The organism is Pseudomonas sp. R1-15, from assembly GCF_051132085.1.
Taxonomy (GTDB): Bacteria; Pseudomonadota; Gammaproteobacteria; order Pseudomonadales; family Pseudomonadaceae; genus Aquipseudomonas.
The window spans coordinates 3,196,382-3,217,819 of the sequence record NZ_CP071660.1 but is presented as its reverse complement, the minus strand read 5'-3'; the positions used below and the strand labels follow the sequence as shown (position 1 = coordinate 3,217,819).

The 21,438-nt window shown below is 62.5% G+C and carries 17 protein-coding genes; 9 read left to right on the top strand and 8 right to left on the bottom strand.

Annotated elements, in window-relative coordinates; genetic code table 11:
• Positions 1 to 51 precede the first annotated feature (51 nt).
• The 4 genes from J3P97_RS14470 to J3P97_RS14455 all read right to left on the bottom strand — a co-directional run bounded on the left by J3P97_RS14470 (position 52) and on the right by J3P97_RS14455 (position 4,124).
• Positions 52 to 1,167, bottom strand: a complete 1,116-nt coding sequence (locus tag J3P97_RS14470; protein WP_434672040.1) for an NAD(P)/FAD-dependent oxidoreductase — start codon at positions 1,165 to 1,167, stop codon at positions 52 to 54.
• Positions 1,164 to 2,096 (bottom strand): 4-hydroxyproline epimerase, encoded by a 933-nt coding sequence (locus J3P97_RS14465; RefSeq protein ID WP_434672039.1) that lies wholly within the window; start codon positions 2,094 to 2,096, stop codon positions 1,164 to 1,166. The genes J3P97_RS14470 and J3P97_RS14465 overlap by 4 nt, the downstream gene beginning before the upstream one ends.
• Positions 2,097 to 2,205: 109 nt before the next feature.
• Positions 2,206 to 2,877 (bottom strand): GntR family transcriptional regulator, encoded by a 672-nt coding sequence (locus J3P97_RS14460; protein WP_434600896.1) that lies wholly within the window; start codon positions 2,875 to 2,877, stop codon positions 2,206 to 2,208.
• Between the two features lie 80 nt (positions 2,878 to 2,957).
• Positions 2,958 to 4,124: an MFS transporter gene (locus tag J3P97_RS14455; RefSeq protein ID WP_434672038.1), complete on the bottom strand. Its 1,167-nt coding sequence runs from the start codon at positions 4,122 to 4,124 to the stop codon at positions 2,958 to 2,960.
• A 132-nt stretch (positions 4,125 to 4,256) separates the two neighbouring features.
• Here J3P97_RS14455 and J3P97_RS14450 point away from each other — a divergent pair, with 132 nt between their 5' ends.
• Positions 4,257 to 5,669 carry a PLP-dependent aminotransferase family protein gene (locus tag J3P97_RS14450; RefSeq protein WP_434672037.1) on the top strand — a complete coding sequence of 471 codons (1,413 nt, stop codon included), beginning with the start codon at positions 4,257 to 4,259 and terminating at the stop codon, positions 5,667 to 5,669.
• A gap of 77 nt (positions 5,670 to 5,746) precedes the next feature.
• Positions 5,747 to 7,888 carry a TonB-dependent siderophore receptor gene (locus J3P97_RS14445; RefSeq protein ID WP_434672036.1) on the top strand — a complete coding sequence of 714 codons (2,142 nt, stop codon included), beginning with the start codon at positions 5,747 to 5,749 and terminating at the stop codon, positions 7,886 to 7,888.
• 48 nt (positions 7,889 to 7,936) lie between these two features.
• Here J3P97_RS14445 and J3P97_RS14440 read toward each other — a convergent pair whose 3' ends face one another.
• The gene (locus J3P97_RS14440; protein WP_434672035.1) at positions 7,937 to 8,671 is read right to left on the bottom strand and encodes an SDR family NAD(P)-dependent oxidoreductase; all 735 of its coding nucleotides are present in this window, start codon (positions 8,669 to 8,671) and stop codon (positions 7,937 to 7,939) included.
• 442 nt (positions 8,672 to 9,113) lie between these two features.
• Positions 9,114 to 9,320 carry a tautomerase family protein gene (locus J3P97_RS14435; protein WP_030140737.1) on the bottom strand — a complete coding sequence of 69 codons (207 nt, stop codon included), beginning with the start codon at positions 9,318 to 9,320 and terminating at the stop codon, positions 9,114 to 9,116.
• Between the two features lie 123 nt (positions 9,321 to 9,443).
• Between J3P97_RS14435 and J3P97_RS14430 the strand changes: the two genes are divergently transcribed.
• Positions 9,444 to 10,367, top strand: coding sequence for a LysR family transcriptional regulator (locus tag J3P97_RS14430; protein ID WP_434672034.1), 924 nt, complete (start codon positions 9,444 to 9,446; stop codon positions 10,365 to 10,367).
• A 172-nt stretch (positions 10,368 to 10,539) separates the two neighbouring features.
• Here the strand turns inward: J3P97_RS14430 and J3P97_RS14425 are convergent, their stop codons facing one another.
• Positions 10,540 to 10,971 carry a nuclear transport factor 2 family protein gene (locus J3P97_RS14425; RefSeq protein WP_305500832.1) on the bottom strand — a complete coding sequence of 144 codons (432 nt, stop codon included), beginning with the start codon at positions 10,969 to 10,971 and terminating at the stop codon, positions 10,540 to 10,542.
• Between the two features lie 217 nt (positions 10,972 to 11,188).
• Between J3P97_RS14425 and J3P97_RS14420 the strand changes: the two genes are divergently transcribed.
• Positions 11,189 to 12,091, top strand: a complete 903-nt coding sequence (locus tag J3P97_RS14420) for an ADP-ribosylglycohydrolase family protein (RefSeq protein WP_434672033.1) — start codon at positions 11,189 to 11,191, stop codon at positions 12,089 to 12,091.
• 65 nt (positions 12,092 to 12,156) lie between these two features.
• Here J3P97_RS14420 and J3P97_RS14415 read toward each other — a convergent pair whose 3' ends face one another.
• Positions 12,157 to 13,053, bottom strand: coding sequence for a LysR substrate-binding domain-containing protein (locus J3P97_RS14415; RefSeq protein WP_434573994.1), 897 nt, complete (start codon positions 13,051 to 13,053; stop codon positions 12,157 to 12,159).
• Positions 13,054 to 13,255: 202 nt separating this feature from the next.
• Between J3P97_RS14415 and J3P97_RS14410 the strand changes: the two genes are divergently transcribed.
• The 5 genes from J3P97_RS14410 (at position 13,256) to nahK (ending at position 21,384) form a co-directional block, all read left to right on the top strand.
• Positions 13,256 to 14,563 (top strand): MFS transporter, encoded by a 1,308-nt coding sequence (locus J3P97_RS14410; RefSeq protein ID WP_434674558.1) that lies wholly within the window; start codon positions 13,256 to 13,258, stop codon positions 14,561 to 14,563.
• Positions 14,560 to 15,834 carry a glucarate dehydratase family protein gene (locus J3P97_RS14405; RefSeq protein WP_434672032.1) on the top strand — a complete coding sequence of 425 codons (1,275 nt, stop codon included), beginning with the start codon at positions 14,560 to 14,562 and terminating at the stop codon, positions 15,832 to 15,834. The genes J3P97_RS14410 and J3P97_RS14405 overlap by 4 nt, the downstream gene beginning before the upstream one ends.
• Before the next feature lie 366 nt (positions 15,835 to 16,200).
• Positions 16,201 to 17,385: a porin gene (locus tag J3P97_RS14400; protein ID WP_305500837.1), complete on the top strand. Its 1,185-nt coding sequence runs from the start codon at positions 16,201 to 16,203 to the stop codon at positions 17,383 to 17,385.
• A 263-nt stretch (positions 17,386 to 17,648) separates the two neighbouring features.
• On the top strand, positions 17,649 to 18,812 hold the full coding sequence (gene nosP, locus J3P97_RS14395) for a nitric oxide-sensing protein NosP (protein WP_434672031.1): 1,164 nt from the start codon (positions 17,649 to 17,651) through the stop codon (positions 18,810 to 18,812).
• Positions 18,742 to 21,384 (top strand): hybrid sensor histidine kinase/response regulator NahK/ErcS', encoded by a 2,643-nt coding sequence (nahK, locus tag J3P97_RS14390; RefSeq protein WP_434672030.1) that lies wholly within the window; start codon positions 18,742 to 18,744, stop codon positions 21,382 to 21,384. The genes nosP and nahK overlap by 71 nt, the downstream gene beginning before the upstream one ends.
• The last annotated feature ends 54 nt before the right edge of the window (positions 21,385 to 21,438 follow it).

Below are 21,438 nucleotides of genomic sequence, written 5' to 3'. Positions count from 1 at the left end.
CGCAGTCCAGCAGGAGCAAGCTCCCTCGCCACGGGAGAGAGGTTCAGGGCTTCAGGCATGGGCAGGTTCTCCCAGGAAACGTTGCGGCAGATAAGGTTGTGGGGCCAGCGGCGCGGTTTCGTTGAACAGTTGCGCGACCAGCAGGTCGGCCGTCGCCGGCGCGGTGGTGACGCCGAGTCCTTCGTGACCCACCGCCAGCCACAGGCCCTTGCGTTGCGGATGCTGGCCCACCAGCGGCAGGCCGTCGGGGCTCGCCGCGCGAAAACCGGTCCAGGCGCGGATGCCGTTGAGATGCGCCAGGCCAGGCATGTAGTCGACGGCGCGCTTGAGCATCTTCGCCAGCATCCAGCCCTCGACCTGCGGATCGATGTTGCCAAATTGCCGAGAGGCGCCAATGAACAGTTGTCCGGTCGGGCGCGGCTGGATGTTACAGGCCACCGATGGCCCGCTGGCGTTGTGGGCGCTGGTGACATAACCCAGTTCGACCAGGGTGTGGGTGACAGTGGCGGGGTAGCGATCGGTGATCAACAGGTGGCCTTTCTTGGGTTCGATCGGCAGCTCCGGACACAAGTCGGTGGCCTGGATGCCGTTGGCGAGCACCACCGCTTCGGCACTCAGCCAATGACCGTCACTGAGTCGTACGCGGAGGCCGTCCACTTCGCTGACCTCGGCACGTTGCTGGCGAATGTTGTCGTGATCGAGCATCCAGCGGGCGGCGGCGGGCGCATAGAGAATGCCGTCGCCCTTGATCAGCAGCCCGCCTTCCAGTCCCGTCCGCAGTTCCGGTTCGCGCTGCTGCAAAGCGGCCCGGCCAAGCAGTTCGCAGGCTTCGCCGTGGGCCATCAGACTCAGGTACTTGTCGTGGGCCACGGCCATCTCTTCGGCGTTGGCGGCCAGCCACAGTGTGCCGTTATTGCGCCAGGCGCAGCCCTCAGGCAAGGCGGGGGCCAACTCGCGCCATCGCCGCAGGGAATATTGACTCAGGGCCAGCTCCGCCGGGTTGTCGTCGAGCACCAGCAGATGCCCCATGCCGGCCGCCGTGGCGCCGTGCCAGCCGGCGTCGAGCACCAGCACCCGCAAGCCACGCAGGGCCAAGGTCCGGGCGCAGGCCGCGCCGATGATGCCGGCGCCAATGACGATGACATCGGCGACAGGACCCTCGCTCACGGACGAATGCCCCAGGCGAACGGGTCGTCCGGATCGATGATCAACGTAGTTTCGGCGCTGATGTAGGCGCGGCCGCGGATGGTCGGGACGATGCGCTCGCCTGAACGCTCGTACGAGCCTTCGAATTCACTGCCGATGACACTGGCCTGACGCCAGATCTGTCCCGGTTGCAACTTGCCGTCGGCGGCCAGGCACGCCAGTTTGGCGCTAGTGCCGGTGCCGCAAGGGGAGCGGTCATAGGCCTTGCCGGGGCAGAGCACGAAGTTGCGACTGTCGGCATCGGGATCATCGGCGAACAGTTCGATGTGATCGATCAGCCCGCCGTCCTCGCCCCGAAAGCCCTGCTGTTCCAGAGCCTGGTGGACCGCGAACGTGTAGGCGGTCAAGGCATCGAGATTGTCGCCCGCCACCCGCTGGCCGTGGTCGGCGATCAGGAAAAACCAATTGCCGCCCCAGGCCACGTCGCCCACCACCGGACCGATGCCGGGCACTTCCAGGCGCAACGCCTGGCGATAACGGTAGGCCGGCACGTTGCGCACGCTGACAGAACGATCCTCGTGCAGAGTGGCCTGCACCGTGCCCACCGGCGTCTCGATGTTATGCACGCCGGGGCCGATCCGGCCCAGGTGCGCCAATGACACCACCAGGCCGATAGTGCCGTGGCCGCACATGCCCAGGTAGCCGCTGTTGTTGAAAAAGATCACTCCGGCACAGGCCGTCGGGTCCACCGGTTCACACAGCAGGGCGCCCACCAGCACATCGCTGCCCCTGGGTTCCAGCACGCACGCGGTGCGCCAGGCATCATGCTGTTCGGCCAGGCGCTGCCTGCGCTCGGCCATGCTGCCGTGGCCCAGGTCAGGGAAACCGGCGGTGACCAATCGGGTCGGTTCGCCGCCGGTGTGGGAGTCGATCACAGTGATGCGTTTCATGGCGCCACGTCCGTTCAGGTGAGTGAACGCAAGCGTGGCCCGCGCCGAGGGTTGGCGGCTTGAGGGTTTTATCTGTCGCTCGTGACGAAATCGGCACAGTGCGAAGGCATCATCGGCTCGACGGCAGGAATTCGAACAGTGTCTGGCAGACTCCGGCGATGTGTTCGTCCAGCAGCTTCACCGCGCGTTCGACATCACCGGCCCGGCAGGCGTCGAGTATTTCCCGGTGCTCGTGGTCGGCGCGCTCCTTGCCCGCCGACAGGCTCATCTGCATGCGCAGATAACGTTCCAGCTTGTCGTGGACCGAGCGGATCAGCCCGACCATGAACGGCCGTTGCGCCGGTTCGTAGAGGCAGGCGTGCAGTTGCCAGTTGAGCTCGGCCCAGCGGCCGACGTCATCTTCGCCGATGAACTCGCGACAGATGCTGTCGGCGCGGGTAAAGGTCGCTTCGGTCATGTTGGGAATGGCCAGGCGCAGGACCTTGTCCTCGAGCAGCATCCGCACCTCGAACATCTGCGCCAGTTCCGCTTCGGAAATCCGCGTGACCATCGCCCCGCGGTTGCGCTGGAACATCACCAGGCCTTCGGCCTCCAGGCGCTTGAGCGCCTCGCGCACGGGGATCTTGCTGACATTGAACTGCCGGGCGATGTCGTCCTGGCGGATCGGCTCGTCTTCGGCAAAATGCCCGGCCACGATGGCATCGCGCAGGTGACGGGTGATGATTTCCGAGGTGGAGGGGGTGTTGCCCAGGTCGGGCAGGTTGAACTTGGATAATGTCACGGCGGCGAGTCGTTCGGGCTGAGTTGGGGATATGGTATACGACTTTGCCTGCGGCGATGTCGAGCGCTGGTGTGGCGAGGTCAGCCATGGGATGGCTGGGCGATGAAAGCTTCGCTGCGAACGATCAGCAAACCGGTGACCGCTGCGCCCGCCAGCAGTGCCAGGCCGAACACCAGCAGCGCCATGTCAGCGCCGAAACGATCGGCCAGCAACCCGGTCACCACCACCGGGATGCTGAACCCGACGTAGGCGAACAGGAAAAAACCGGCGCTGACCCGGGCTTTCTGCGCACCGGCCATGGCGGTCACTGCCGACAACCCGCCGAGATACAAAAATCCATAGCACGCACTGCTGGCGCCCAGGGCCCCGAACAGCACCGCGGCCAGGGAGCCGATGCTCGCGCCCCAGGCGAGCAATGCATAGCTCAACGGCAAGACCAACAAGCCCAAGCCGGTAGCTCTGGCCGGATGCATGCGTCGCACCCAGGGCTGGAAGAGCAGGCCGCAGCTGATGACAGTAAACGTCGACAATCCCGACCAACGCTGCAAATCGTGGCTGGCGAGCACCGACGGCAGGATCGCGATCACCAGCCCGGAAGTGGCCCAGGCCAGCAGCATGGAAAAGCTGTAGGGCAGGCTCCCGGCGGGAAACAGCGGCAGGCGCAGCAGCGGCGCCTGCTCGATTCGCACCGCGGGGTCGGGCAGCCGCCAGACGACGATCAGCGCCAGGCCAGCCAGCACCAACTGCAGCCAGAAACTGCCAGGGGTAACGCTGGGACAGGCGAAAAGAAACAGGCTGGTCAGCGCCGCGCCCAGGCCAAAACCCAGGGAGGTGCTCGCCGTGACCCGGTTGGCCGGTGAACGGCTGTCGGCGGTTGCCAGCAGTTCCGTCATGTAGGCGGTCGCGGTCGCCGAGGCCAGCCCGGTCCCGACGCCCATCATCAGGCGCGCCACACCCAGGGCGATCAGGTTGGGCCAGAGCACGGTGACCAGCGTCGCCAGCATCGACAGGGCAAGCGCCGCGATGATCAACGGTTTGCGGCCCACCCGGTCGGCCAAGCCGCCGAAGGCCAGCAGCACCGGCAACACCCCCAGCACATAACCGGAGAACGCCACCGCCGTGGCGCCGGCTCCGTAGCCGGAAAGCTGCGCATAGGTGGTGTACAGCGGCGCCTGGAGATTGACCGCCAGGGTGATCAGGCACAGTCCGAATGCCAGGCCCCATGAGTGTCGTTGCGATGCGTTCAAGAGCGTTCCTTGAGGGTGCGGAGTCTCGGCGAACTATCGCGGCCGTCCCGCAGGCAAACAAGGAACAGACGGACGCCTTTTATGTTTAACTGTTTGCGCGAAATTCAAGAACACTTGGAGAGAGCCCGTGTCATGGACCTGAACATCAATCGCAACGCTACGGGGTCCCTGGTCCGGCAACTCGTCGCCAGCGTCAGCGACTGGATAAACGCCCACGGCATTCGCCCTGGCGCCCGCATGCCTTCGATCCGTCAACTGGCGACGGAAAATGGCTTGAGCCTGTCGAGCGTGATCAAGGCCTACGACCAACTGGTCGCCAGCGGTGTACTGGAATCCCGGCATGGGTCAGGGTTTTTCGTGGCGCAACGCCGCCCCGAAGCGTTGGCCCCGGAAGCCGAGGAGGCTGTCGCCTGGAAACTGTTCGATAATCCATCGATCCAACTCAAGCTGGGGTGCGGCTGGCTGCCGGACGTCTGGCGCGACGACAGCGATCTGGGCCAGGCGATCCGCCAGGTGGTGCGCTGCGACAGTCACGCGTTGTTCAACTACAGCACTCCGCTGGGCTCCGCTCCTCTGCGCCTGCAGATCCAGAAGCGCCTGGGCCTGATCGATATTCACGTCGATCAGGCGCAAATCATCACGACCCAGGGCGCCAGTCATGGCCTCGACCTGCTGGTGCGCACGTTGCTCGAACCCGGCGACCTGGTACTGGTGGAAAGCCCCGGTTACTACAACCTGTTCAACCTGCTGAAGCTGCACGGGGTCAAGACGTTGGCGGTGCCAAGGACCGCGCAGGGCCCGGACGTCGCGAGCCTGGAGCGCTTGCTCGGCGCGCATGAACCGAAGTACTTCTTCGTCAACAGCATGTACCAGAACCCCACCGGCACCAGCCTGGCGCCGAGCGTTGCTTATCGCCTGCTGCAACTGGCGACGCTGCATGACTTTCGCATCATCGAGGACGACATCTACGCCGACTTCCAGAACGGTCCGACCTCACGCCTGGCTTCCCTCGATGCCCTGGACCGGGTGATCTACCTGGCGAGTTTTTCCAAGACCTTGTCCAGTTCATTGCGCGTCGGCTACGTAGTGGCCCAGCCGGAAATCATCAACCGCCTGGCTGAAATCAAGATGGTGACCGGCATCGGCTGTTCATTGCTGGCGGAAAACGTCGTGGCGACGCTGTTGGCCAACGGCGCTTATCGCAAGTTGATCCAACGCTTGCGCCTGCGTTTGAACAAGCAGATGGCAAACACGTTGCGCCAGCTTGAACCGGCCCTTTGGGAGGTGTTTGCCGAGCCCTCGGGTGGCCTGTTCATCTGGGCGCGGCCTCGGCATGTGCCGGCGGCGCGCGTGCAAAGGATCGCCGAGCAATTGCAGGTGCAGTTGTCCCAGGGCTCGACGTTCCTGCCGAACGGGGAGGGCAATGACTGGTTGCGCCTGAACGTGGCGTATACCCAGGATGCTCGTGCCCAGGCTTTTTTCCGCGAGATTGAACGGGAGTCGACTGTTGGGACGTCAGTGCTAATGGGAATAGATATCAAATAGGAATGAGTTGCTGTATCTTTCGCGACCTATTCCTGCCGGCCTTCAGGCTGGCGTTCTTTCGTTAGGATTGTGTGTCGATGCGTCGGATACTCGTTTCTCTGTGTGTGCTCCAGGCTTATTCCATTTCCACCTGGGCAGAAGAACCCGGCACGACGGACAGGGCGCCTTTGGAGCTGCAAGCCACCGATATCGTCGGCACCTCGGACTTCGAGACCGCGCAGGGGCCGGTGAAGGGCTACCACGCGACCCGTTCGGCCAGTGCCACGCGTACCGACACCGCGATTCATGAAACCCCACAATCGATCTCCGTCGTCTCCCGCGACGTGGTGGAGGACCTAAGCGCCACGCGTCTGCAGGATGCCCTTGATTATGCCGGTGGCGTCGGCAGGGCCAACAACTTCGGCGGCCAGGGCCTGACCACCTTTACAGTGCGCGGCTTTACCACGGGCGAGTTCTACCGCAATGGTTTCCCGATCAACCGCGGCTATCCGAACATGCCGGATGCCAACACCATCGAGCGGCTGGAGGTACTGCGCGGCCCGGCGACGATGCTGTATGGCCGTGGCGACCCGGGTGGCACGTTCAATATCGTATCCAAGCAACCGCTGGCCGAGCGCACGGTGACCCTGGGCAGCCAGGTCACTGACCAGGGCATGCGTCGCGGCACCCTGGATGCGTCGGGGCCGCTGGATGAAGAAGGGCGCCTGGCTTATCGCCTGAACGTGATCGGCGAGGGCGGCGATACGTTTCGCGATCACGTCGAGACCGAGCGTTATGGCATCGCCCCGGTGGTCACCTGGCAGGTCAACGACACCACGCGCCTGACGTTCGAAGGCGATTTCATGCGCAACAACCATCCGCTGGACCGTGGCTTGACCCGTTATCCCGGTCAGCGCGGCACGGCGTCCCGCGATACCTTCTTCGGTGAGAAAGACGCCGGCAAGCTGCACAACGACAACAGCATGCTGCAGGTGCGTTTCGAGCACATGCTCAACGACGACTGGACCCTCGCCGGCGGCACCCAGTGGCTCGACGGTACGTTGCAGGGCAACGCCGTCGAAGCCAACGGCATCGGCGCCGATGGGCGGACCCTGGGGCGCAACTTCAACTATCGCAAACTGGAATGGACCGACCGCGATACCCAGCTCAATCTCACCGGGCATTTCTCCACCGGCGGGTTCGAGCACACGCTGTTGACCGGCGTCGAGTATGAAGACTACGACTATAAGTCGATCATCCAGCGCTCTGCTGCCGGTGCCGGTGCGTATCCGATCGACATCTTCGATCCGGTGTATGGGCAGCCGCGCCCGGCGTTGACCCGCACGCCCACCAATGACCAGGAAAACCTCAAGACCTTCGGCTTTTTCATCCAGGACCAAGTGGCGTTGACCGAGCGTCTCAAGGTGCTGGCCGGTGCGCGGTTCGAGCGGTTCGAGCATGAGTACGAAACCTTCGTTCCCCAGGCGCGTCCCGGCAGCCGCAACTGGGACGTCACCGACAACGCCGTCACCCCACGCCTGGGCGTGATCTATGACTTGACCGACACGGTCGCCGTCTATGCCAACACCGCCCGTTCGTTCAAACCCAACAACGGCGCCAGCCGCGAAGGGGGCGGGTTCAAGCCGGAGGAAGGCAAGTCTTACGAAATGGGCATCAAATGGGAGGCGCTGGATCGTCAGTTGAGCGTCGATGCGGCGATATACCAGATCGAAAAACGCAACGTGCTGACACCCGATCCGCTGGATTCGACCTTCAGCGTGGCGGCCGGCGAGGTGCGCAGCCGTGGTTTCGACCTGAACGTGGCGGGCAACCTGACGCCGGAGTGGCGCGTGATTGGCGGCTACGCCTATGTGGATGCCGAAGTGACCGAGGACGTCAGCATCCCCACGGGGACGCGCTTGCTCAACGTGCCGAAGAACTCCGTCAGCCTGTTGAACGTCTACGAGTTCCAGGACGGCGGCCTCAAGGGACTGGGCCTTGGCGTGGGCGCCAGGTACGTCGACGAGCGGGCTGGCAACACCGCGGCCACCACCTTCACCATGGACGATTACACGGTGGTTGACCTGCTCGGCTACTACAAGGTCAACGAGCGCATTCGCCTCAACCTCGACCTCAAGAACCTGTTCGATGCGGATTACGAGGAGGGCGCGTTTGGTGGTGTGTACGCCTATCCGGGCGCGCCGCGCACCGTGCAGGCAGGTATTTCCTACACGATGTAAACAAAAGGCCTGACGAAAAACCCGAAGGTTTTGCCTTCGGGCTTTTTTTTACCACTTGCCGGTGCTCATCCCACCGTCCACCGGCAGGATCGCGCCGGTGGTGAAATCGGCACCCGCCAGGTACAGGACCGCTTCGGCAATCTCGTCGATGGTGCCTACCCGACCGGCCGGGGCCAGGTTGTTGAGGAAGTCACGATTGGCCGGGTCATGCATCGGCGTGTCGATTATGCCTGGCGCTACCGCGTTGACCTTGATGTTGTGCGGCGACAGTTCGAGCGCCAGGGCACGGGTCATCTGGTTGACACCGCCCTTGATCAACACCGGCAGCGCTGCCGGCACCTGAATGTTCGGTTGCAGGGCCACCGAGGCGGAGATGTTGATGATGAAACCCTGGCGGCGACTGATCATGTGTGCGGCAGCAGCCTGGCTGGCGTAGACGAGCCCCTTGAGGTTAGTGTCCAACAGCGATTCGAGGTCTTGGGGGCTGTATTCGATGAAGGGTTTGGGCAGGAAGAACCCGGCGTTGTTCACCAGCCCGTCCACCGCGCCGAAGACTTCGATGGCTTTGCCGACGAGGGCGGTAGAAGTTGCCGGGGCGGCAATGTCACCGGCCACGCCGATGAAGCTCGCCGGGTGACCGAGCTGGCCGGCCGCGTCATCCAGGCCCGATTGCGAGCGGGCATTGCCCACCACGTTATAGCCGCGAGCGAGGAACGCCTTGACCAGGCCAAGGCCGATGCCGCTGGACGCGCCGGTGATAATGACGGTTTTCCGATTGCTCATGATGTTGACTCCTGATCACGTTGGGTTAGAACCGCTGCGCCTGGGTTGGCGGGGTTGAGATCAGGTTATTGATGCGCTCGGGTTTGATAAATGGGGGTTCTGGTACTTGAGTTGATACTTGGTGTAATCAATGGCTGCGATTGGCGCAACTTTCCCTGTGGGAGCGAGCCTGCTCGCGAAGCGATCGGACAGTCGATATCAATATGCCTGATAGGCCGCTTTCGCGAGCAGGCTCGCTCCCACATGGATCCTGTGGCGCATACACATCCAACGCCTGGCCCATTCCAGTGTAGGAGCGAGCCTGCTCGCGAAGGGCCAGCACATTAATATCCTCATCGCCTGATAGGCCACTTTTGCGAGCAGGCTCGCTCCCACAGGAGGTGGGTTAGCGCAGGCAGAAAAAAGCCCGGTCATTCGGACCGGGCTCGTCAGGGATGAAGCGTCATTCCTTGGGCTTGCTTCGATACTCGGTTGTCGTCATGCCCGCGTAACCCCAGTTATCCGTGTCGACTTCCTCGATCACGATATGGGTCAGGTGCGGGTCCTTGCCCAGCACGCGCTGCAGCGTCTCGGTGATTTCGCTGATGACCTGGGCTTTCTGCTCGCGGGTAACGCCGTCGCGGGTGATACGAACATTGACGAAAGGCATGATGCACTCCAGTTGAGGAACGTGCGCAGCAGATGCCGCGCAATCGATGACCACTGTATTTATACGTCACGGGCTGATAAACAGGCATCGGGAATCTTCTGTTGATACGCGGTGTAATGAATCATGAAGCGGCATTTCGAAGATTTGCAGTTGGGCAGCATCGAATTGTTCTGCCTGGCGGCCGAGGCAGGCAGCTTCACGGCGGCCGCCCAGGTGGCCGGGGTAACTCCGGCGGCGGTGAGCCGGTCAATCTTTCGCCTGGAGGAGCGCCTGGGTTCGCGGCTATTCGTGCGCACCACTCGAAGCATCCGGCTGACCGACGCCGGCCGGACCTATTTTGAGCAATGCCGCCAGGCGTTGACGCAACTGGTCGAGGCGCAACAGGAAGTGATGGGCGCGCAAACGGTGCCGTCCGGGCAACTGCGCATCAGCGTGCCCACGACTTATGGTCATCATCGCATCCTGCCGCTGCTGCCGGCATTTCGCGCGTTGTACCCGCAGGTCACGGTGGATGTCCACCTGAGCAACCGCAACATTGACTTCGTTGCCGAAGGTTATGACCTGGCGATACGGGTACGCGCCCAGCCGGATTCTTCGATGATCGCCCGGTTGCTGGAGGACGCCGGGTTGGTGGTGGTTGCGTCCCCGGAGTACCTGCAACGGGCCGGCACGCCGCTCACCCTGGAAGACCTCGACTTACACGAATGCATCCAGTTCGAACTGCCCAGCAGCGGGCGGCGTATCTCCTGGCTGTTCAATGTCGAGGGCAAGGAGAGGGAGGTGTTCGGGCAGGGCGGGTATTGCTGTTCCGATGATGTGCTGGGCGGCGTAACGCTGGCCAGGCATGGCGCGGGATTGTTCCAGACCTACAGATTCATCGTGGAAAAGGAATTGGCGGACGGGCAACTGGTGGAAGTGCTGGCGCCGTTCGCGGGACGCTCGCGCCCGTTCACCTTGCTGTACCCCCACGGCCGTTACGTGCCGCAACGGGTGCGGGCGTTTGTGGATTTTCTGTTGGGGTATCGGCAGCAATGGGCCGAGGGTTGAAAGCACCCCCCCGGCCTGGCTGGATCCCCCGTGGCGAGGGAGCTTGCTCCCGCTGGGCCGGTCCGACGCTTCGGGCGTAGCGGCCCCTTTTTTGCGGCTGCTTCGCAACCGAGCGGGAGCAAGCTCCCTCGCCACGATGGATCACCATTACCTCAAATAACGCTACCCGCGATCAGAACCGAAACGCCTGACGCCCGATCAGCAGCCACTTCCCATTCTGCTTCTGCCAGATCTGGAAGTTCTCGATTTCCGTCGGGATCACTTCGGTGCCCTTGAGTGCTTGCGCGGAAAAATGATTGCGCACCAGGGCCACATCGCCTGACAGGGTGATTTTCTGATTCTTCATCTCCAGGGTCTTGAACGCGCTTTTGCCGGTTTCGATGTCGGCGATGAAGGCTTTCTTGTCCTGGATGTTGCCGCTGGAATGGCCGTAAGTCAGGTTCTCGGCGGCGAGCGCCTGAAGCTGGGGAATGTCCTTGTGCAGCATGGCCTGGGTCAGGTGGTCGACCGCTTCGGCAACCTCTTTTTCAGCCGAGGCGGGGGCGGCTGCGGCGTAGCCGCTGAACAGGCACAGGAAGCCGATGACCGATAGCGCTTTTTTCATGAGAATTTCCTTGTTGTTGTAGGTATGCAGGAACGAGGCGTGAGCTCTCGTCGGTCATCGTACAACGTGGCGTGGCGGCACGGGAATAGCCAACTCGCAGTGCGTCGTAAATTGATAGAGAAGGTTGCAGTCAGGTTACTTGGACGCGCCCAGCCGTTATTATTTCGGCGACTGTCGCTGCTTGGACGCGAATGAAACTAAAATGGAAGGAATCAGAATGGCCCTGACACTTTTGGACCGCTATCGCGGATGCCTGCTGGGCTTGGCGTGTGGCGACGCCGTTGGCACTACTGTTGAGTTCAAGCCACGGAATTCCTTTCTACCTGTAGCCGACATGGTCGGTGGCGGCCCCTTCAATCTCCAGCCAGGCCAATGGACCGATGACACCTCCATGGCTTTATGTCTCGCGGAAAGTCTGTTGCAAAAGGGTGGTTTTGATGCAGCTGACCAGATGGGTCGGTACCTTAATTGGTGGCACTGGGGTTACCTGAGTTCCACTGGTGCTTGTTTCGACATCGGCATGACCGTTCGCGACGCACTGGAGCGCTATCAAGCTCATGGCGACCCATTCGCGGGTAACACCGATCCACAGACGGCTGGCAATGGCTCGCTTATGCGCCTGGCACCGGTTGTGCTGTTCTTTTATCCGGATCGCAACCGTATGCACGAATTCGCCGCGATGAGTTCACGGACGACTCATGGGGCAAGCGAGGCGGTGGAGTGCTGCCAGGTGTTGGCCGATATTATCGGCAACGCGTTGAGCGGTGATTCAAAGACGGACGTGTTGCGTATATCGTCCGAACAACTGACCGAGGCCAAAGTAATCGCGGTCGCCCAAGGAACGTATCAGCGAAAGGCCCGTAGTGAAGTGGCGGGCACTGGCTATTCGGTAGCTTCCTTGGAAGCGGCGCTGTGGTGTTTTTCTCACACGGACAATTTCGCTGATGCAGTACTGGCAGCAACGAACCTGGGCGACGACGCTGACACCACCGCAGCCATTGTCGGGCAAGTGGCCGGTGCCTTTTATGGAATACAGGGTATACCCTCCGGTTGGTTGCAAAAGTTGTGGATGCGACAGGAGATTGAAACCATGGCCGATGCGCTTAACCGTAAGGCCTGAGCCGCTTTTCGAGTTCATGCTCCTATTGCGGAGTCAGCCGATAGCGCGAGCATCTGGCTCCGTCCTCACAACCCCTCCCGAACCGCCCCGCGAATCCCCTCCAACAGCATCGTGAACGCCGGATTGTCGTTATCCTCCCGCCACACCAGATGCAGTTCGCTCTGCACGCCTTCGCCCAGGTCGATCTCGCGAAACACCACCTGCTTGAACACCACGCTGGTCGCGCATCGGGGCACCAGCGCCACGCCCATGCCGGCGTTGACCAGTGCCAGGATGGTCAGCGATGAACCGAGCCATTGCACGAACTGTGGGGCGACGCGGGCCGAGCGCAGCATGCCGGTGAGCAGTTCGTTGAAGGGTGGGTAGGCGGAGTGGGAGTACATGAGGAACGGTTGTCCGTCCAGATCCTGCACGCTGACAGACTCGGCGCTGGCCAGCGGATGGCCGGCCGGCACGGCCAGGACGAACGGCTCGCGTACCAGGCATTCGGTCGCGTAGCCGGTTTCCAGCAACGGCGAACGAACGATGCCGAGGTCGATGCGCCGGGCGCGCAAGGCTTCGTGCTGTTGGTAGGTGTTCATCTCCGCGAGAACGATCTTGACCTGTGGCTGCTTGAGCCGCGCCTCGGCAATGACTCTGGGCAGGAATTCATACACCGCGCTGCCGACGAAGCTGATGGTGACCGAGCCGATATCGCCCTGGGCAAAACGCTTGGCGGCCTCGGCGGCTTGTTGCGCCTGTTGCAGCAGGTTCTGCGCTTCGATGAAAAATGCCCGGCCGGCTGCGGTGAGGGCGACGCTGCGGGTGCTGCGGGTAAACAACTCGACGCCGAGGTGATGCTCCAGCAACTGGATCTGTCGACTCAAGGGTGGCTGGGTCATGTTCAAGCGTTCGGCGGCCCGGCGGAAATTCAGTTCGGTTGCCACTGTGGTGAAGCAGCGCAGTTGGGCCAGTTCAAACATTGATTCAATCCTGGTATCAATCAAGTGCCAAGTTAGATTAGACGGGAACAATCCCTCGCGTCCATCATCAATCCGCTCCTCGCAAAAGCAGAAAGCCCCACAAAAACAAGATTGGGAGGCACCCTTGAATCACGTATCGGACTCGACCCTGGCCACCGCCGCGGCCAAGGTCAAACGTCACGTCCTGCCGTTGGTGGTGGTGATGTTCATCGTCAACTACATCGACCGCGTCAACATCGGCTTCGTCCGCAGCCACCTGGAAACCGACCTGGGCATTGGCGCTGCAGCCTATGGCCTCGGTGCCGGGCTGTTCTTCATCGGCTACGCGCTGTTCGAGGTGCCGTCCAACATGCTCTTGCAGCGCTACGGCGCCCGGGCCTGGCTGACACGCATCATGTTCACCTGGGGCGCGGCGGCCATGGCCATGGCGTTCGTGCGTGGCGAAACCAGTTTTTATGTGTTGCGCTTCATCCTCGGAGCGGCGGAGGCGGGGTTCTTTCCCGGCATCATCTATTACTTCACCCAATGGTTGCCGGCCAACGAGCGCGGCAAGGCGATGGCGATCTTCCTCAGCGGTTCGGCGATCGCCTCGGTGATTTCCGGGCCGGTATCCGGCGCCTTGCTGCACATCAGCGGGCTGGGCCTGCATGGCTGGCAATGGATGTTCCTGATCGAAGGCGGCGCGTCCATCGGACTGTGCGGGTTTGTCTGGTTCTGGCTGCAATCGCACCCCAGCCAGGCCAAATGGCTGACGGCTGAAGAAAAAACCGTGTTGATCGCCGCCATCGCCGAAGAGCAGCGGGCGCGGGAAGCCGCCCAGGTCATCAAGCCTTCAATGTTCAAATTGCTCGCCGACCGGCAGATCGCGCTGTTCTGCTTCATCTATTTTTCCATTGCCCTGACCATTTATGGCGCCACGTTCTGGCTGCCGAGCATGATCAAGAAGATGGGCAACCTGGGGGATTTCCAGGTCGGCTTGCTCAACTCGATTCCGTGGATCATCTCCATCGTCGCGATGTATGGCTTTGCCGCCCTGGCCGGCAAGTGGAAGTTCCAGCAGGCCTGGGTCGCGGTGACGCTGGTGATCGCCGCGTTCGGCATGTTCATGTCCACCACCGGCGGGCCGATCTTTGCCTTCGTCGCCATCTGTTTCGCGGCCATCGGCTTCAAGGCCGCCTCGGCGCTGTTCTGGCCGATCCCCCAAGGCTATCTCGACGCCCGCATCGCGGCGGCCGTGATCGCCTTGATCAATTCCATCGGCAACCTCGGCGGCTTCGTCGCCCCGACGGCCTTCGGATTCCTGGAGCAGACCACCGGTTCCATCGAAGGCGGCCTGTATGGGTTGGCGATCACCTCGCTGGTTGCCGCCGTGGTGATCTTTTTCGCCCGGACCCAACCGGGGCGCGGCAAACCTGGCGCGCTGTCCGGCCAGCCTGAAAACTCGGTCGAAGCTGACCTGCTGAACAATTCTCAAGCCCTGAAACCTGGCCCATCGGGAGCCGCTGCATGAAGATCAAACGCGTTACCGTGACCCCCATCGCTTTTCGCGATCCACCTTTGCTCAACGCCAGCGGCATTCATGAGCCGTTCGCGCTGCGCTCGATCATCGAGATCGAAAGCGACAACGGTTACATCGGCCTCGGCGAGAGCTACGGTGATGCGCCGGCCCTGGCGATCCAGCAGCAGGTACAGAGCCAGTTGATCGGCCTCGATCCGTTCAATCTCAACCAGTTGCGCGCTGTCGTCCAGGCCACCGTGGCTGCCCACAAACCGGCGAGCGTCGCCGGGGCGGAACTGGCGCCGGGCTCCCATGCGAGCAAGGCGGTGAGCAATGCCTATTCCGCTTTCGAAGTCGCTTGCCTGGACTTGCAGGCGCATTACCTGAATGTGCCGCTGGTGGATTTGCTGGGCGGTGCGATCCGCGACGAAGTGCCGTTCAGCGCCTACCTGTTTTTCAAGTACGCCGAGCATATCGACTCACCGTATCCCGCAGACAGTTGGGGCGAAGCGCTGAATGAGCAGCAGATCGTCGCCCAGGCCCGACGGATGATCGACGAGTACGGTTTCAAGAGCATCAAGCTCAAGGCCGGGGCATTGGAGCCGGAGCATGAAGTGGCCTGCATCAAGGCCTTGAAACAGGCTTTTCCGGGATTGCCGCTGCGCATCGATCCCAATGGCAACTGGTCGCTGGAGACCTCTATCCGCATGGCCGAGCTGCTCGGTGATGACCTGCAATATTACGAGGACCCCACGCCCGGGCTCGAAGGGATGGCCGCGCTGCACAAGCGCACGGGCCTGCCGCTGGCGACCAACATGGTGGTCACCGACTTCGACGAGTTCCGCCGCAGCGTGGCGCAGGACAGCGTGCAGATTGTCCTGGCCGACCACCATTACTGGGGCGGGCTGCGCGATACCCAGATGCTCGCGAAGATGTGCGAGACCTTTGGTCTGGGCGTGTCGATGCACTCCAACTCGCACCTGGGCATCAGCCTCATGGCCATGGCCCACGTGGCGGCTTCGGTGCCGAACCTGGATTACGCCTGCGATACCCATTACCCCTGGCAGGAACCGGATGAAGAAGTGATCAAGGGCGGCAAGGTGGCGTTTGTCGACGGCTGCGTGAAGATCACCCGGGCGCCGGGCCTTGGCCTGGAGCTGGACCGCGATCAACTGGGCAAGCTGCATGAGCAGTTCCTCAGTTGCGGCATTCGCCAGCGCGACGATGTGCGGCAGATGCGGCGTTATCGGCCGGACTGGACCACGGTCAAACCGCGGTTCTGATCCGAAGCCCGAGGCCTGCTGCGCAGGCCAGCGGGAGCAAGCTCCCTCGCCACAAGAGCTGGGTATGGCTTCAATCTTGAGGACGGAAGCAATCCCGTGGCGAGGGAGCTTGCTCCCGCTGGGCGGCGTAGCAGCCCCTAGACCAGACAACTCGGTACCATTGCCCAATGAACTGATCTCCCAGACCACCCAGCGGCCCCCACCCAAAGTACCGCGCCCGCCAGCCTCGCCGTCTTACACCCAAACTGCCGCGCCGGGCCGGCGCTGCCAAAGCAGCCGGCAATCCCCTCCAAGGCAGCGTATGACGCGCCCGGTTGCCTTTCGATAATCGCCTCCGACATCCCGTCCCCTGTTGCGGAGCGCGCCATGCACAACAATAAGAATACCTGCCTGCGTTTTTTGCCTGCGGTCATCGCCGGCCTGTCGAGCCTGGGCCTGACGCCCTGGGCGCAAGCCGAAATCATGCTGTACGACAAGGACCAGACCACTTTCTCCACCGATGGCTACATCAACGCTTTCTACGTCAACAGCGACGTGGACCGGGCGGGGGAGCAGTTCGATCGGCGCCAGTCGCGGGTCAAGATGGGCTTTTTGCCCAACTACCTGGGCTTCAACATGGGCAAGCAGGTCGATGACCTCAAGCTCGGCGCCCGCGCCTCGTTCTGGGTGACCATCAATGACAGCGAAACCAACGGCACCGACACCGCCATCGACGTGCGGCAGTTCTACGGCACCGTCGCCAATCCGGAGTGGGGCGAGGTGCTGATCGGCAAGGACTTCGGCCTGTTTGCCCGTTCCAACATCTTGCTTGATGAGTTGCTGGCCGGTTACGGCCAGGTCAGCGACACCCTCGGCCTGGTGGACGGCGGCGGGGTGTCGTTCGGCAATATCGGCAGCGGCTACCCATACCCGTTCCCAACTTCGCAGATCACCTATCGCACTCCGGTGATGGACGGGTTGCGTGTGGCGGTGGGCATCATGGACCCGGTGGACACCAACGACAGCAGCGCCACCGGCAAGGCCTACCAGGAAAACCCGCGTACCGAGAGCGAGGTCACCTACCAATTCGATCTCGGCGGCGCGAAGATCTACAGCTGGCTGAACGGCAGCTACCAGACCTCGGATAACACCGATACCAATGTCGAATCGGTCACCTCCAAAGGCCTGGGTTATGGCGTGCAAGCGAAGATGGGCGGGCTCTCGCTCACCGGCTCCGGGTTCCAGGCCAAGGGCATCAACCCGTTTTTCACCAATAACGCCGGCGAGGCCACGCTGCGCAACGTCGACAGCAAGGGTTATCTGCTGCAGGGTTCCTACAAGCTCGGCAAGAATCGCCTGGCGCTGTCCTACGGCAAGACCGAGGACGACGGCAACGGAGTGGTCGGCAGTGGCGCCGACTACGAGACTCGCGGTGTCGCGCTGTTTCATGACATCAACGACAACCTCAAGCTCGTCGCCGAATACAACCAGTTCGAAATCAACGGCCACGACACCAGCGCGCAGAACGAAGACACCGACACCTTTGCGGTGGGGGCCGTGCTGACCTGGTAAGGCCGCACCGGCGTGGCGAGGGAGCTTGCTCCCGCTGGGGTGCGAAGCAGCCCCAAAAATCTGACTGAATGAGCCTGATATACCTCAATGCCAGTTCAAGGGGCTGCTGCGCAGCCCAGCGGGAGCAAGCTCCCTCGCCACGGTTGCGAACAAACCCTCGGTTCTCCTCCCATGGAAGTGTCCACCCGCTACCCAAGTAGCATTCGTCCGCCGGGCGCGGGTTCGTACACTCAGGGCTCTATCACACACCGTCGGAGGCGCAGATGCAGCAGGCCCAGAGCGAAGGTGTGGTCAGCGCCATGTCCCAGGCAACGGACGTCGAGCAAGTGGCCCGGGAACTGGCGCGACAGCTGTTGCACCCGTACCTGGGTTTCGTGCTGTTTTTCTGTTCCGCCGAATACAACTTGCCGGCCCTGGGCCAGGCGCTGTCACGCAGTTTCGGCGGGATTCGCCTGGTCGGTTGCACCAGCGCCGGGGAAATTACCCCGCAGGGCTACGGTCGTAACTGCGTGACGGCGGTGGGGTTCGATCATCGGCATTTTTCCATTGCCGCCGAGCTGATCGGCGAGATGGAGCACTTCAGCCTGATCGACGCCCAGCAGATGGTCGAGCGACTGGCCGGTGGCTGTCGCAGCAACGTCCTGGCGCCGATCAAGGGCCACAGTTTTGCCTTGACCTTGCTCGACGGCCTGTCCAGTCGCGAGGAAATGGTACTGGCCGCGTTGAGCGCAGCCTTGGGCGACATCCCGCATTTCGGTGGCTCGGCCGGCGATGACAATTACCTGACCCACACCCACGTCTACTTTGAAGGCCAGTTCCACAGCGGCGCCGCCGTGGTGGTGCTGATCAATACCTGGCTGGAGTTCGAGGTGTTCACCACCCATCACATCCTGCCTCGCCAGGAGAAGCTGGTGGTGACCGGCGCCGACAGCGCCTCGCGGCGGGTCTACGAGCTCAATGCCGAACCCGCCGCCGAAGAATACGCCCGGCATATCGGTGTGCCGGTCAGCGTGCTGGATTACCGGATCTTTGCCGCCCATCCACTGGCCGTGCGCATCAACGATCAGTACTACGTGCGGGCGATCCAGCAAGTCCACTCGGACCTGAGCCTGAGTTTTTATTGCGCCGTAGAGAACGGCATCGTGCTCACGGCCATGCGCCCGGGGCCTCTGCTGCATAACCTGCAAGCGCTGTTTGACGGCTTGCAGGAGCGCCTGGGGGACCTGTTGTTGACCATCGGCTGCGACTGCTTCCTCAGGCGCCTTGAGCTGGAAGACAGCGCTGGCCTGGAGCAGATCGGCCAGTTCCTGCGCGAACAACGGGTGATGGGGTTCAACACCTATGGAGAACAGTTCAATGGCATGCACATCAACCAGACCTTCACCGGAGTTGCCATTGCCCGTCATCGCGTCCCCGGTCATCGCTGAACTGCAGGCACAGATCGCCGCCCTGCAACACGACAACCATAAGCTGCGGCGCATCAACGCGGCGCTGATCGAGCGGGTCGAATCCGGCGTGACCCGTGGCAGCGACCCGTACGCAGCGTTCCAGCATTCGGTGGTGCTGGCCGAACAGGTCCGCGAGCGCACCGACGCCTTGAACCAGGCGATGGCCGAGCTCAAGGCCGGCAACCATCTGCTGGGCGAAGCCCGGCTGCGGGCGGAAACCGCCCATCGCCATCTGATCGATGCGATCGAGAGCATTTCCGATGCGTTCGTGCTGTTCGACGAACAGCAACGCATTGTCCTCTTCAACAGCCGTTTCAAGGCGTTCTGGGCCCACAGCCGGGTGCGGATCATCGCGGGGATGCGCCTTGGCGAGGTCAAGCGCCTGATGACCGCCAATGGCCTGTTCAGCGAAGAAACCCGCGGCCAGCCCGATGAGCCGGTGCTGTACCGATTGCAGAACGGTCGCTGGCTGCAGGTCAGCGAACGGCCGACCCAGGAAGGCGGGCGGGTGTTCCTGTTTACCGATATCACTGACGTCAAACTCAGCGAAACCGTACGCCGTGAGCAAGCCATCGCGCAGAAATCCCACTTGCTGCAGCGCGCGGTGGACAACCTGTCCCAGGGCGTAGCGATGGTCAATTCCCAGGGCATATTGGAATTGTGGAACCGGCGCTTCCTGGAACTCAGCGGCCTGGCGCCGGTGGCGGCTCATCGGCCATTCAACGAGGTGATCGCCGACAGTGAGCTGCAACTGCTGACGCCGGCCAGTCGCGACGGCAATGGGCGGTCGATCCAGGAGTGCGAACAGCGCCTGTCCGATGGCCGGGTCCTGGAGATCCGGACTCATCCGCTGCCGACCGGCGGCTACGTCAATACCTTCACTGACATTACCGAGCGCTACCAGCATGCCGAGGCACTGAGCGAAAGCGAGCGCTGGATCCGCTTGATCACAGATCACGTACCGGCACTGATCGCCTACCTCAACGCCGACCTGGTCTACGAATTCACCAACAAGGTCTATGAGCAGTGGTATTGCTGGCCGCGGGGCGTGATGCTCGGCCAAAGCCTGCGCGAAGCCCACAGCGAGCAGCATTACCAGCGCCTGGAAGCCTACGTGGCCCGAGCGTTGGCCGGGGAGAGCGTGACCTTTGAATTCGCCGAGACCAACATCAACAACCAGGAGCGCTACATGCTGCGCTCCTACGTGCCCAATCGGCTGGCCAATGGCGAGGTGGTGGGCATCTTCGTGCTGATCCGCGACATCACCGAACGTCGCCGCACCGCCGAGGCCCTGCATCAGGCCTACCAGAACCTGGAGCAGCGCGTGCAGGAGCGCACGGTCGAGCTGACCACGCTCAACGACCAGCTGCTACGCGAGATCGACGAGCGCAGCCGGGTCGAGCTGCGCCTGCGCGAAGCCAAGCGCGAGGCCGAGCGGGCCAACCTGTCGAAAACCAAATTCCTCGCGGCGGTCAGCCATGACCTGCTGCAACCGTTGAACGCGGCGCGGCTGTTTACCAGCGCCTTGCTCGAACGCCGCGAACCGGTGGCGAACGCCCAACTGGTGCGCAACGTCAGCAATTCGCTGCAGGACGTGGAAAACCTGTTGGGCACCCTGGTCGATATTTCCAAGCTGGATGCCGGGGTGATCAAGGCCGACGTGGCGCCGTTCGCCCTCAGTGAGCTGCTCGACACCCTGGCCGCCGAATACCTTCAGGTCGCCCGTAGCGAGGGCCTGGCGTTGCGCTTCGTGCCTTGTTCGGTGCTGGTGCGCAGCGACATTCAGTTGCTGGCGCGGATCCTGCGCAACCTGTTGAGCAACGCCATTCGCTACACCCCCAGCGGGCGGGTGGTCCTGGGTTGCCGGCGTCACGGTAACCGTGTCTCGATCGAAGTCTGGGATTCCGGCATCGGCATTGCCCAGGATCGGCTGGAGGAAATCTTCCAGGAATTCAAGCGTGGTGACGTCCAGCGCCCGGACCAGGACCGCGGACTCGGCCTGGGATTGGCGATCGTCGAGAAGATCGCCGGGATTCTCGGGCATCCGATCCAGGTCCGCTCCTGGCCGGGCCAGGGCTCGGTGTTCGCCATCGAGGTGCCGCTCAGCGCTACCGCACCCAAGCCGCTGGCGTGCCTGGATATGAGCGAGCCGATGCTCGAACGCCTGCGTGGCGCGCGGGTCTGGGTGCTGGACAACGACGCGGCGATCTGTGCCGGCATGCGCACCTTGCTCGAAGGTTGGGGCTGCCGCGTGGTGACTGCACTGTCGGAACAGGACCTGGCACGCCAAGTGGACGATTACCGCGCCGAGGCGGATTTGCTGATTGCCGACTATCACCTGGACCACGATCAGAATGGCATGGACGCGGTGGCCGGGATCAACGCCTGCCGCACCTCACCGATCCCGGCCATGATGATCACGGCCAACTACAGCAACGAACTCAAGCAGCAGATCCGCGAGCGCGGGCACACGCTGATGCACAAGCCGGTGCGGCCGATGAAGCTGAAGATTGCGATGAGTCATTTGTTGGGCCAGGCAACCAGCCGTTGAGAAGAACCGCTTTTTGTGGCGAGGGAGCTTGCTCCCGCTGGGCTGCGCAGCAGC

Excerpts from the sequence above, each read along its gene's own strand:
- J3P97_RS14465 (WP_434672039.1), bottom strand. The coding sequence starts at position 2,096 with ATGAAACGCATCACTGTGATCGACTCCCACACCGGCGGCGAACCGACC.
- J3P97_RS14450 (WP_434672037.1), top strand. The coding sequence starts at position 4,257 with ATGGACCTGAACATCAATCGCAACGCTACGGGGTCCCTGGTCCGGCAA.
- J3P97_RS14445 (WP_434672036.1), top strand. The coding sequence starts at position 5,747 with ATGCGTCGGATACTCGTTTCTCTGTGTGTGCTCCAGGCTTATTCCATT.
- J3P97_RS14440 (WP_434672035.1), bottom strand. The coding sequence starts at position 8,671 with ATGAGCAATCGGAAAACCGTCATTATCACCGGCGCGTCCAGCGGCATC.
- J3P97_RS14435 (WP_030140737.1), bottom strand. The coding sequence starts at position 9,320 with ATGCCTTTCGTCAATGTTCGTATCACCCGCGACGGCGTTACCCGCGAG.
- J3P97_RS14430 (WP_434672034.1), top strand. The coding sequence starts at position 9,444 with ATGAAGCGGCATTTCGAAGATTTGCAGTTGGGCAGCATCGAATTGTTC.
- J3P97_RS14425 (WP_305500832.1), bottom strand. The coding sequence starts at position 10,971 with ATGAAAAAAGCGCTATCGGTCATCGGCTTCCTGTGCCTGTTCAGCGGC.
- J3P97_RS14420 (WP_434672033.1), top strand. The coding sequence starts at position 11,189 with ATGGCCCTGACACTTTTGGACCGCTATCGCGGATGCCTGCTGGGCTTG.
- J3P97_RS14415 (WP_434573994.1), bottom strand. The coding sequence starts at position 13,053 with ATGTTTGAACTGGCCCAACTGCGCTGCTTCACCACAGTGGCAACCGAA.
- J3P97_RS14410 (WP_434674558.1), top strand. The coding sequence starts at position 13,256 with ATGTTCATCGTCAACTACATCGACCGCGTCAACATCGGCTTCGTCCGC.
- J3P97_RS14405 (WP_434672032.1), top strand. The coding sequence starts at position 14,560 with ATGAAGATCAAACGCGTTACCGTGACCCCCATCGCTTTTCGCGATCCA.
- J3P97_RS14400 (WP_305500837.1), top strand. The coding sequence starts at position 16,201 with ATGCACAACAATAAGAATACCTGCCTGCGTTTTTTGCCTGCGGTCATC.
- nosP (WP_434672031.1), top strand. The coding sequence starts at position 17,649 with ATGCAGCAGGCCCAGAGCGAAGGTGTGGTCAGCGCCATGTCCCAGGCA.
- nahK (WP_434672030.1), top strand. The coding sequence starts at position 18,742 with ATGGCATGCACATCAACCAGACCTTCACCGGAGTTGCCATTGCCCGTC.